Raw genomic sequence first — 7,644 nt, forward strand, 5'->3', positions numbered from 1 at the left:
CGGACCCCATGTGGCAGCGCAGAGAACAGGGAGGTTGCCCTCGATGACCGATTACGTGCCGCCGAAAGTATGGACCCCCATGCCCGCCGAAGGGCGCTTTGCCGCGATCAACCGGCCGGTCGCCGGGGCGACGCACGACAAGGAGCTGCCGGTCGGCGAGCATCCGCTGCAATTGTACAGCCTCGCCACGCCCAACGGGCAGAAGGTCACCATCCTGCTGGAGGAGTTGCTGGCGGCGGGACATGCCCAAGCGGAATATGACGCCTGGCTGATCGACATCATGGAGGGCAACCAGTTCTCCAGCGGGTTCGTCGGCATCAACCCCAACAGCAAGATCCCGGCGCTGGTCGACCGCAGCGGGGCCGAGCCGGTCCGGCTGTTCGAGAGCGGGGCGATCCTGCTCTACCTGGCGGAGAAGTTCGGGGCGTTCCTCGGCACCAGCCGGGCCGAAACGCTGAGCTGGCTGTTCTGGCAGATGGGATCGGCGCCGATCCTGGGCGGCGGCTTCGGGCACTTCTTCGCCTATGCGCCGCGCAAATATGAATATGCGATCGACCGCTATGCGATGGAGGCCAAGCGGCAGCTGTCAGTGCTCGACCAGCGGCTGGCGGACAGCGAGTTCGTCGCGGGCGATGAGTATAGCATCGCCGATATCGCGATCTGGCCGTGGTATGGCGGCGTGGCGCTGGGCCGGCTTTACGAGGGGTCCGACGAATTCCTCGATGTCGCCAGCTACGCGAACCTGCAGCGCTGGGCGAAGCAGGTCGGTGCGCGGCCGGCCGTGAAGCGCGGGCGGGTCGTCAATGCGGCGCGCGGCGACATCGTCCTGCACGAACGCCATTCGGCGGCGGATCTGGACGCACTGGGACTGTAGGCACAGCAGGTTCTGCGGACGGGGCGGGGTGGTCGACCAACGCCCTTGGCAAGGACGACAGGGACGCTAGGCTCCCGGCACATTCGAGGAGTGCCGGGTCCCATGAAGTCTTCCCTTTTTGTCGTTGCCGCCTTGCTGTCGACCACCGCGTTCGCGCAGGGGGCGCCGATCGTTCAGCCGGGAGCGCCGGGACAGGCCAGCCGGACGATCGACGGGGCCACCGCCAGCCGGATCGCCGACACCAGCTTCTCCGCCTATGACGTGCGCTTCCTGCAGGACATGATCCCGCACCACGCTCAGGCCACGCATATGACGGCGCTGGTCGCGGGGCGGACCAACCGGTCCGAGATCCTGCAGATGGCGAAGCGGATCGACGCCACCCAGGCCGACGAAATGGCGTGGATGAGGAAGTGGCTGAGCGATCGCGGGCAGGCGAGCGCCAATCCCCACGCCGCGCACATGATGGCTGACGCCGCCCACATGACCCAGATGGGCATGGCGACCCCGGCCCAGCTGGCCGAGATGCGGGCCGCCAAGGGCGTCGCGTTCGAACGGCTGTTCCTGACCCGGATGATCAGCCACCACGCCGGCGCGGTGCGGATGACGCAGGAACTGACCGGGCGCGGCGGCACCGCGGCGGATCCGGGGCTGAATGCCTTCGTGGTCGACCTGGTCAAGGAGCAGCAGGAAGAGATCAAGCGGATGACCGCGTTGCTCGGCACCGTAGCCGAGGATCCGCGCACCGCGCTGTCGGCCGGGACGGGCAAGGCGGGGCAGGCGATCCGGGGCATGAGCCTGGTCGCGTCGCTGCCCAAGCCGACCGGCTTCTTCGATCCGCGCAACCCGTACGACCTGCCGGTCAAGGCGCTGCTGAAGCCGGGCCAGAAGGAGCCCGAAGGCGCCGGCCGCTCGCCGCTGCTGAGCTTTGCCCAGACCGACATGGCGTTCCAGGGCGACGTCCTGGCGACCGGCAACTACCATGGCTTCAACCTGTACCGGGTGAGCGCGGCCGGCGGCGCGCCGACGCTGGTCAGCTCGGTGATCTGCCCGGGCGGGCAGGGCGACCTCAGCATCGTCGGCAACCTGCTGATCATGTCGGTCGAGCAGAACCGCGGGCGGCTCGATTGCGGGCGGCAGGGCGTCCAGGATTATGTCAGCCCCGAGCGCTTCCGCGGAATCCGCATCTTCGATATCTCGAACATCGCCCAGCCGCGCCAGGTCGGTGCGGTGCAGACCTGCCGCGGCAGCCACACCCACAGCGTGGTGTCGGGCCCGGGCCGTGACGGCAAGATCATCGTCTATGTGTCGGGGACGGCCAACGTCCGTTCGGACCGGGAGGACCCCAGCTGCGTCGCCGATCCGGGCTCGATGAAGTCGGCGCTCTTCTCGATCGACGTGATCGAGATCCCGGTCGCCAACCCGGCCGCCTCGCGGATCATCGACCGCCCGCGGGTGTTCGGCGATCCCGCCAGCGGGAGCATTTCGGGCCTGTGGTCGGGCGGCGACCATGGCGACGGGACGCAGGACACGGCGCAGACCGACCAGTGCCACGATATCACCGTTTTCCCCGCCGCCAAGATCGCCGCCGGGGCCTGCTCGGGCAACGGCCTGCTGCTCGACATCAGCAATCCGGCCAAGCCCAAGCGGATCGACCAGGTGGTCGACCCGACCTTCGCCTACTGGCACAGCGCGACCTTTAACAATGACGGCACCAAGGTGCTATTCACCGACGAATGGGGCGGCGGCGGGCGGCCGCGCTGCTTGGTCAGCGATCCCAGGAACTGGGGCGCCAACGCGATCTACGATATCGAGGGCGGGCGGCTGCGCTTCCGCAATCATTACAAGCTGCCGGCGGCGCAGACCGCCCAAGAGAATTGCGTCGCGCACAACGGGTCGATCATCCCGGTCCCGGGCCGCGACCTGTTCGTCCAGGCCTGGTACCAGGGCGGCATCTCGATCAGCGACTTCACCGATTCGAGCCGGCCGACCGAGATCGGTTATTTCGATCGCGGTCCGGTCTACAAGGACGAGCTGGTGATGGGCGGCTTCTGGTCGGCTTATTACTACAAGGGCCGGATCTACGGGACCGAGATCGCGCGCGGGCTGGACGTGCTGGCGCTGCAGCCCTCGGCGCAGTTGAGCACGAACGAAATCGCCGCGGCGGCGCTGGCGGTCTATCCCGACAACCGCTTCAACCCGCAGCAGCAGGCGCCCGTCAGCTGGCCGGCGGTGCCGGTGGTGGCGGCGGCCTATGTCGACCAGCTGGAGCGGGCCGGCAGCCTGCCGGCGGCGCAGATCGCCCAGCTTCGCGCCGCGATCGCTCGGCCGAACGCCGGGCAGCTGCGGGGGCTGGCCAATGGCTTGCGCGCGCCGGCCGATCCGATCGCGGCCAAGCGGGTGGCTGCACTGAAGGACGTGCTTGGCCGGATGGGCAGCGGCTCGCGGGTGGCGGCTCGGTAACAAGGGAGACGCCAGCCGGGCCGATGATCTCGGCCCGGCTGGCTTAGTTGTCGCGGTAGGATCCCCTGCGCCCCCGGGCGTAGAGGAACTTGTGCATCGTCAGGACCGCAAGGGCTGCGGGGGCGATCCAGGCTGCGCCTGAGGTCGTCATCATGCTTCCCATCGTCCAGGCGGAAACTGCCCAAAGTACAAGCCCAGTCAGCACTCCGCAGCCCAGCGCGGCGGCGCGCCTTCTGATCAGCGGCCAATCTGGATGAGTGGCCAGGAAGTGGCCGGAGACGAGGCACCCTAGCAAGGCGGTGACGGCCACAACCGGCATGGCGAAGAGGGCAAGGAAAGGCGCAGCGACGAGCATCACCGCAGTGAGCGCGATGTCGCTCCAGCTTCGCGGAACCAGGAAGGGTGGTCCATCCAAGACCTCGCGGACCACGTCGACGCCGATGAACAAGCAGATGGTGTAGGTGGTACCGGCTACGTAGCCGACCAGACTTCCCGCGAGAACACGACCTTCCGACGGCCGCACCGGCTCAAGCGAAGAAGTAAAGCGCCGCGGCGCCGGCGCCGGCGCCGAGCAGCCCGATCAGCATATCGCGCCCCCCGGGCCGCGGAAGCTGCTTGACATCGACATTCACCTCGGGAAGCTCGGGCGGGGCGCCGCCGGGGGCGGGGAAGTAATGGTCGATGCGGTCGACCAGGTCGGGGAGCTTCTCGAGGGTGCGCTTCAAGCCGACGAGGCGGTCGGCGAGCGCGGCTTCGGGGCCTAGCTCCGAACGGATCCATTCCCGCAGGAACGGCTCGGCCGATTCCCACATGTTGATGTCGGGATCGAGGAAGGTCGCGACGCCTTCTTCCATCACCATCGTCTTTTGCAGCAGCAGCAGGTGCGGCTGGGTCGGCATGTCGAAGTCGCGGGTGATCGAGAACAGGCCTTCGAGCATCCGCCCGACGCTGATGTCCTTGACCGGCAGCCCGCGGATCGGCTCGCCCACGGCCCGCAGCGCGGTGGCGAACTCCTCGGCATTGTGATGCGGAGGGACATATTGCGCTTCGAAATGGATGTCGGCGACGCGGCCATAGTCGCCGGTGATGAGGCCGTAGAGGATCTCGGCCAGCCAGCGCCGGGCGCGGCGGTCGATCCGGCCCATGATCCCGAAGTCGATCGCGGCGAGGCGGCCATCGGGCAGCGCAAACAAATTGCCCTGGTGAAGGTCGGCGTGGAAGAATCCGTCGATCACCGCCTGACGCAGGAAGGCTTTCACCAGGATGTTGGCAAGCGCGCGGGGGTCGTGGCCGGCTTCGAGCAACAGGTCGCGCTTGGACAGCTTGATGCCGTCGAGCCATTCAAGCGTCAGCACCCGGCGGGCGGTTCGGCGCCAGTCGATCTCCGGGACGTAGAAGCCAGCTTCGGCGACCATATTCTCCTTGAGTTCGGAGGCCGAGGCGGCTTCACGCTGGAGGTCGAGCTCGCGCCGGGTCCACTGGCGGAAATGGGCGATGACGGTCTTGGGGCGAAGGCGGCGGATTTCGTCGCCGGCATGCGCCTCAAGATGGGCGGCGGCCCATTCGTAGGTTTCGAGCGCCTCGGCGAAGGTGTCCTCGATGCCGGGGCGGAGGACCTTCACCGCAACTTCGCGGCCCTCGGTGGTGACCGCGCGGTGGACCTGCGCGATCGAGGCGGCGCCGACCGGAGTCTCGTCGAACTCGCGAAACAGGCTCTCGAGCGGGGCTTCGAGCGCCTGCTCGATCGCCTTGCGGATCAGCGGAAAGGGGGCGGGCGGGAGCGAGTCCTGAAGCGCGAAGAGGTTGTGCGCGGCCTTTTCGCCGACGAGGTCGGGACGGGTGGCGAGCGCCTGGCCGAACTTGATCGCGGCGGGGCCGAGTTGCTGGAGCGCGGTCGCATAGTCGGGCTCGGCCGGCTGGCTGAGGCCGAAGCGGGCGAGCTTGACGATGCGGCGGGCGAAGGGCGGGGTGAGAGGGTCGCGCTCGATCCCCTGCAGCGCGCCGTAGCGTGCGAGCGTGCGGCCCCAGCGGAGGATGCGGAGGAGGTGGGTAAGCGAAGAACTCAAGCCTTCCACCCCGACCAGATGCAGACGAGGCCGCCCATCAGGGTTTCGGTGCGGGTGCGGGTGAAGCCGGCTTCGCCGATCATCCGCTCGAAGGCATAGGGCTTGGGAAAGCGGCGGATGCTTTCGACGAGGTAGCGATAGCTCGCTTCATCGCCCGCGACCGCCTTGCCTATGCGCGGGATCGCCTTGTCGGCCCACAGGTCATAGGCCTCGCCGAAGCCCGGCCAGTCGCTGGTGGAGAATTCGAGCACGAACAGGCGGCCGCCGAACTTGAGCACGCGGTGGGCTTCGCGCAGCGCCTCCGGGATGTCGGTGACGTTCCGGATGCCGAAGGCGATGGTGTAGGCGTCGAAGGCGCGGTCGGCGAAGCTCAGGGTTTCGGCGTTCTGGACCGACCAGCTGAGCCCTTCGATGGCCTTTTTGGCAGCGCGCTGTTCGCAGACGCCGAGCATGTCGGCATTGATGTCGCTGACGGTGACCGCGGCGCCGCGTTTGGCCATGCGAAAGGCGATGTCGCCGGTGCCGCCCGCCATGTCGAGAATGTGTTCGTGCGGCTGCGGCTTCACCCGGGAGACGAAGCGGTCCTTCCACAAGCGGTGCATGCCGCCGCTCATCAGGTCGTTCATCACGTCGTAGCGGCGGGCGACCGAGGAGAAAACCTCGCCCACCTTGCGGGTCTTTTCCTCGGGGCTGACGCGCTGGTCGCCGAATTGCACGAAATCGCTCATGGGGGGCGCTCTAGCGGTGCAGGGGCTGCCGCGCCATATGGCCGAAAGAGATGCCCGAGCTTCCCGAAGTCGAGACCACCGTGCGCGGCCTGGCGAAAGTGCTGGAGGGCCGGCGGCTGAGCCGCGTCGAGGCACGGCGGGCGGACCTGCGGAGGGCGTTTCCGGAGGACCTTGGACAGCGGCTGACGGGGGCGCGGGTGACGCGCCTCGGACGGCGGGCCAAATATGGGCTGGTCCATACCGACCGCGGCGACACGATGGTGTTCCACCTTGGCATGAGCGGGCGGTGGCGGATCGATCCGGCGGCGGACGAGCCGCACGACCATCTGGCGCTGGAGACCGACGAGGGGCACCGGCTGGTGTTGAACGATCCCCGCCGGTTCGGCAGCGTCGACCTCGTGCCGACCGAGGGGCTGGCGGAATGGGGGCCGTTCAAGGCGCTCGGCCCCGAGCCGTTCGACCTCACCGCCGAGGAGTTGCAGCGGCGGCTGAAGGGGCGGAGCGCGGCGATCAAGCTGATGCTGCTCGACCAGCGGATCGTCGCGGGGCTTGGCAACATCTACGTCTGCGAGGCGCTGTTCCGGGCCGGGATCAACCCCAGGCGGGCGGCGGGCAAGGTCAGCCTCGAGCGATTGCGGCGGCTCGTGCCGGCGGTCCACGAGGTGCTGGCCGAGGCGATCGAGGCGGGCGGATCGAGCCTGCGCGACTATGCCCGGCCCGATGGCGAGCTGGGTTATTTCAGCAAGAGCTTCTCGGTCTACGACCGCGAGGGCGAGCCATGTCCATGCGGCGGGACAGTCAAGCGCTTCGCGCAGGGCGGGCGGTCGACCTGGTATTGCCCCGCCTGCCAGCGCTGAAGCGGCGCTTGTGAGTTGACCCTTGGGGGCGGCTGGGTTAGGGGAGCGCCCAATCGGTGCGTGCCGCCTGAGGCCGCGCCGCTTTTTCTTTTGTCAGCAGTTTAGGGAACTCAGCCAGCCATGGCGAACACGCCGCAAGCCAAGAAGCGCATCCGCCGCAACGCCCGCCGCACCGAAATCAACGGCGCGCGCGTCAGCCGTATCCGGACCTTCATCAAGGCCGTCGAATCGGCGCTGCTGGCGGGCGACAAGGGCGCGGCGTCCGAAGCGCTCAAGCAGGCCCAGCCCGAGCTCGCCCGCGGAGTCGCGCGCGGCGTGCTTCACAAGAACACCGCGTCGCGCAAGTTTTCGCGCTTGACCAAGCGGGTTTCGTCGCTGGGCTGAACCACTTCAACCTGTACCAGGTCGGGAAGGCCGCCGGATGCGAATCCGGCGGCCTTTTTCGTTACGGGGAGAAAACCTTTTTGTTTCCGCGATTCGCGAGTTGGCCCACTTAGCGCACAAGTCGAAAATCGCTGAAAACAGCCATAATTTTGGCTTCCTCTCACAAAGGCGTGTCAAGCGGCTTTATTTCACTTCGATGAAAAATTGGCGTTGTCAGACGCCCTCCCAATGCTCCAGAAAACCCCTCCGGCAGTGATTCCACTGGGGGGATCCAC

Annotated in this window: 7 protein-coding genes; 4 read left to right on the top strand and 3 right to left on the bottom strand. The window is 67.6% G+C overall.

Annotated features, from left to right (window positions below):
• Positions 1–43 precede the first annotated feature (43 nt).
• Positions 44–874, top strand: a complete 831-nt coding sequence (gene yghU / locus M1K48_RS14235) for a glutathione-dependent disulfide-bond oxidoreductase (RefSeq protein WP_249503844.1) — start codon at positions 44–46, stop codon at positions 872–874.
• A gap of 102 nt (positions 875–976) precedes the next feature.
• On the top strand, positions 977–3,334 hold the full coding sequence (locus M1K48_RS14240) for a DUF305 domain-containing protein (protein WP_249503845.1): 2,358 nt from the start codon (positions 977–979) through the stop codon (positions 3,332–3,334).
• Positions 3,335–3,377: 43 nt separating this feature from the next.
• On the opposite strand, the gene M1K48_RS14245 is transcribed toward M1K48_RS14240, so the two are convergent.
• The 3 genes from M1K48_RS14245 to M1K48_RS14255 form a co-directional block, all read right to left on the bottom strand.
• Complete coding sequence (locus M1K48_RS14245; protein WP_249503846.1) at positions 3,378–3,782, bottom strand: hypothetical protein; 405 nt, start codon at positions 3,780–3,782, stop codon at positions 3,378–3,380.
• A 79-nt stretch (positions 3,783–3,861) separates the two neighbouring features.
• Positions 3,862–5,400, bottom strand: a complete 1,539-nt coding sequence (ubiB, locus tag M1K48_RS14250) for a 2-polyprenylphenol 6-hydroxylase (RefSeq protein ID WP_249503847.1) — start codon at positions 5,398–5,400, stop codon at positions 3,862–3,864.
• Entirely contained in the window at positions 5,397–6,128 is a 732-nt protein-coding gene (locus tag M1K48_RS14255) for a class I SAM-dependent methyltransferase (protein ID WP_249503848.1), read from the bottom strand. Before M1K48_RS14255 ends, ubiB begins: the two co-directional genes overlap by 4 nt.
• 50 nt (positions 6,129–6,178) lie before the next feature.
• Between M1K48_RS14255 and mutM the strand changes: the two genes are divergently transcribed.
• Complete coding sequence (gene mutM, locus M1K48_RS14260; RefSeq protein ID WP_249503849.1) at positions 6,179–6,985, top strand: bifunctional DNA-formamidopyrimidine glycosylase/DNA-(apurinic or apyrimidinic site) lyase; 807 nt, start codon at positions 6,179–6,181, stop codon at positions 6,983–6,985.
• A gap of 120 nt (positions 6,986–7,105) precedes the next feature.
• Positions 7,106–7,369: a 30S ribosomal protein S20 gene (rpsT, locus tag M1K48_RS14265; protein WP_249503850.1), complete on the top strand. Its 264-nt coding sequence runs from the start codon at positions 7,106–7,108 to the stop codon at positions 7,367–7,369.
• The last annotated feature ends 275 nt before the right edge of the window (positions 7,370–7,644 follow it).

The sequence above is a fragment of the Sphingomonas glaciei genome, from assembly GCF_023380025.1.
Lineage (GTDB): Bacteria > Pseudomonadota > Alphaproteobacteria > Sphingomonadales > Sphingomonadaceae > Sphingomicrobium > Sphingomicrobium glaciei.